The sequence below is a fragment of the Runella limosa DSM 17973 genome, assembly GCF_000482465.1.
Taxonomy (GTDB): Bacteria; Bacteroidota; Bacteroidia; order Cytophagales; family Spirosomataceae; genus Runella; species Runella limosa.
This window is the reverse complement of the sequence record NZ_AXVJ01000089.1, coordinates 1-3,826: the sequence shown is the minus strand read 5'-3', so window position 1 is coordinate 3,826 and position 3,826 is coordinate 1. Positions and strand designations below refer to the sequence as shown.

At 48.2% G+C, this 3,826-nt stretch carries 4 protein-coding genes; 3 read left to right on the top strand and 1 reads right to left on the bottom strand.

Annotated features, from left to right (window positions below; genetic code table 11):
- Positions 1–41 precede the first annotated feature (41 nt).
- Entirely contained in the window at positions 42–581 is a 540-nt protein-coding gene (locus K339_RS33235; protein ID WP_037299985.1) for a recombinase family protein, read from the bottom strand.
- Between the two features lie 228 nt (positions 582–809).
- Between K339_RS33235 and K339_RS0109755 the strand changes: the two genes are divergently transcribed.
- The 3 genes from K339_RS0109755 to K339_RS33225 form a co-directional block, all read left to right on the top strand.
- Positions 810–1,472, top strand: a complete 663-nt coding sequence (locus K339_RS0109755) for a metalloregulator ArsR/SmtB family transcription factor (protein WP_028523417.1) — start codon at positions 810–812, stop codon at positions 1,470–1,472.
- Between the two features lie 95 nt (positions 1,473–1,567).
- Positions 1,568–2,824 (top strand): MFS transporter, encoded by a 1,257-nt coding sequence (locus tag K339_RS33230; protein WP_051397917.1) that lies wholly within the window; start codon positions 1,568–1,570, stop codon positions 2,822–2,824.
- Positions 2,825–2,906: 82 nt separating this feature from the next.
- Positions 2,907–3,826: DUF4158 domain-containing protein (locus K339_RS33225; RefSeq protein WP_037299980.1), on the top strand; the 920-nt coding region annotated here is incomplete at its 3' end.

Sequence of the window (3,826 nt, the reverse complement as noted above, 5' to 3'; positions counted from 1 at the left end):
TGACTGGAAAGCGTTGATGGATTTCCAACTTATACGCCCCTTTAGCGAGCAAACGCCCAAGTGACGGTTTTTGTACGAAACGGCAAAACTACCCTTTGTCCTGCTACATACAGGTCTTTTACCGCTGGGGCGACCTTTTGATATTTTACGGCTAACCCTTGCGGCCGTCCTCCCATTCTCCCCCGAGCCCTGGCCGATTGTAATCCGGCTTTAGTGCGCTGCACAATCAGATTCCGTTCGTGTTCGGCCAAGGCACAAAAGATTTGAAAGACTAAGACGCCACTGGGAGAAGTGGTGTCAATCGGGTCATTGAGGGAAATCAAATTAATTCCGCGCTTACCAAGCATTTCTACCAGTTCAATGAGTTGCTTGGTAGACCTACCCAAACGATCCAGCTTCCAGATAATAATGGTGTCTGTTTCCCGGGCGTAAAGCAAGAGTTTCTCGAACTCGGGTTTATAAACTTTTATGCCTGATACCTTATCGGTGAAAATCGTTTCACACCCGGCCTTTTTCAAAGCATCCAGCTGAAGGTCCAATATCTGCTCTTGCGTTGATACTCTTGCGTAGCCAATTTTCATAATACCCGATTTTGTACCCTTTATGCCGTCTTTTCAAATATAGGGTATATTGATATCGAATATAACTTTCGGGTACAAGTAAATTTTAATTTTTGACGCTTTAGCCTCTCGATTTTTCCTGTACCGGAAAACCCACGTTTTTGTGACCCAATTTAATGAAGATAATTATTCAATAATTCTATTGAATAATTACAAACCTTTACCTTTGATTCATTCATCTGGAAGCCCATGGAAAAAAAGGAGTTTAAAGAAAAAGTCTATTCGGAACTGGCTGGTCTTACTAAAGCCTTAGCCAATCCCTACCGGCTGCAAATCATTGACCTGTTGGCCCAGTCGAGCCGCACGGTAGAAGAAATTGCTACGCAACTTGATGTCAGCATAGCCAATGCTTCCCAGCATTTACAGACTTTGAAGGGAGCTCAACTGGTCAGCATTCAGAAAGAAGGCCATTATGTGCATTACCGGTTAGCCGATGAAAAAGTCTATCTGGTATGGAAATCACTTCGGGACTTAGGAATAGAACGTTTTGCCCAGATCGAGCGGACCCTAAAAGACTTCCGGGAGCAGAAAAACTCCTTCCAGTCAATATCCATCGACGAGCTGATCGAGAAAGTCCGACAGGAAAATGTAGTGGTCCTGGATGTAAGGCCCGAAAAAGAGTACCGGGCCGGACACATTCCCCAAGCCTTATCGGTCCCGATGGAACACCTTTCGGAACGGATTGCCGCTTTACCCAAAGACAAACCGGTGATTGTGTACTGCCGGGGCCCCTTCTGTGTGTTTGCTGATGAAGCCGTCGAACAACTGCAAAAACAAGGCATTAAGGCTTGGCGCCTGGAAGAAGGATTCCCGGATTGGAAAAGCCGAAACCTTCCCTTTCACATGGCCTAAGTTATATTCCCGGAGGAGATTCTTTTGTACCGCTATAACTATCCACATCAGGCGATATGCTTTTTTTCCTTCCCACCTTATAAAGAATTACCGTTATGTCCACAATTCCTACCGTCCTGGGGCTGCGGGAGAACTGGCCCCAGTTTACCCTGCTGGTAATCATCAATGGCTTTGTTGGGGGAATGATTGGCCTGGAGCGAACGCTGCTCCCCGAGCTGGCCGAGCAGGAGTTTGGCCTGGTGGCCCGCACGGCCCTGCTATCTTTTATTGTCGTTTTTGGCGTAAGCAAAGCCTTCACCAATTACTTCACCGGGGCCTTGGCCAACCGCGTAGGGAGAAAGAATCTGCTGGTGTACGGCTGGCTTTTTGGCCTGCCGGTTCCCCTGATTCTCATGTTTGCTCCCAGTTGGAATTATATCGTGTTGGCCAACGTGCTGCTGGGCATTAACCAGGGACTCTGCTGGTCTTCGACTGTGGTGATGAAAATAGACCTGGTGGGCGAAAAGAACCGGGGACTGGCCATGGGCATCAATGAATCTGCCGGGTACTTGTCGATTGCCCTGGTCGCTTTTGGGACCGGGTATTTGGCTTCCCGCTATGGTATCAGACCCTATCCTTTCCTGATGGGGGCAGGGTTTGCCGTCATTGGCCTTGTGGGAAGTATCTTTCTGGTCAAGGACACGGCATCCCATGTAAAACTGGAAACGGGCCGTAGCGGGCAGCAAAAGCTTTTGAATGTGTTTTGGGATACTACTTTCGCTCACTCCAATCTGGGAGCCGTTACCCAGGCCGGACTGGTCAATAATTTAAATGACGGAATGGTCTGGGGACTCTTGCCGGTACTGTTGTCGCTGAAGGGTTTTTCCCTGGAGCAAATCGGGGTAATTGTAGCGACCTACCCGGCCGTATGGGGCGTAGGACAACTCTTTACCGGAGCCTTGGCCGACAAGTATTGTAAAAAGCGGTTGCTGTTCTACGGCATGTTCCTGCAGGGAGTAGCCATTGTGCTTTTCCCCTGGGCGATAGCCTTTTGGCATTTTATGACCATCTCCGCCTTATTGGGACTGGGAACTGCGGTAGTGTATCCTACATTTCTGGCCGCCATTGCTTCGGATACCCATCCGGAACAAAGAGCTGCCAGTATGGGCGTATTCCGTTTCTGGCGGGATTTAGGGTATGCCATCGGGGCCTTACTGACCGGCATACTGGCTGACTGGGTAGGTATTTATCCGTCCATACTGGTGGTCGGAGGTCTTACCATCTTTTCGGCTCTGATAATCCAATTCCGCATGGCCTGCCAAAAGAAGAACACCACTTCTCAACCGGTTGGTCTGATCAAACAGTTGGTCTGAATGGCTTGCAAGTGGTATTTTGCTAACGACTTACTGATTAAAGACTTACAGAAGTATCTTTCTTTTTCAGGTACAGCCAACTATGAGCCGAATCAAATTATTACAAGCTTCTGAAATCAAAGTCTTTAATACTCCTCCGGTACTTAACCTGGAAGAGCAACGCTATTTCTTTGCGATAGATGAAGCACTCGGAAAGGAACTTGCCAAACTTCGGCATCCGCTCGCTAAGGCGGGCTTTCTTTTGCAGTGGGGGTATTTCAAAGCCGTGGGCCGTTTCTTTGAAGTGGGAGACTTTCGCAGTCCGGATCAAATCTTTGTAGTAAAGACTTTAGGGATTAATTGGGACGATATTCCTTTCCAGGCCCACTATAACAAACAGATGGCTTATCATCACCGGGAGCGAATCCTTCAGCTTTCCGGCTGGCAGCCTTTGGAGGAAACCTTCTTGCGCAAACATATTCAGCAGCTGGTGGAGCGACAACTCATGCCCCGAAAGGTGTTGTTTGAAACGCAGTCTTATTTGTTTAGGGCCCGCATGGAATCTCCGGCCTATGACAAATACCTGCGGGTGATTAACGAAACGCTGGTTTCGGCAGGAAAACAGTTAAGCCAGGCGCTGGCAACTCATCTGACTCAGGAACACAAAGCCGTGCTGGATGAATTTCTGGAAAGGAAAGCGGCCTACCAAAATGCCGATATTGTCGGCTTTAAAACGATCAACCAGTCTAATAGACCCTCAGAAATTGCCAGCAGTCTTGCCCAATTTATCGTGTTAAAAAGCCGTCTGGAAAGGCTGCAAGCCCTTATCGGGCAACTGAGTCTTTCCGATGCCATTATCGACTACCACGCCTACTGGACTACGATTGCTGATACGGACAAAATAGCCGCCCATTCAGACCGGTACCTGTATTTGCTCTGCTTTCTGATTCACCAGATTCGCAAGCGACACGATTTCTTTATTGATATCGTCCTGGATGGGGTCAAATCTGCTGAAAACGCCAC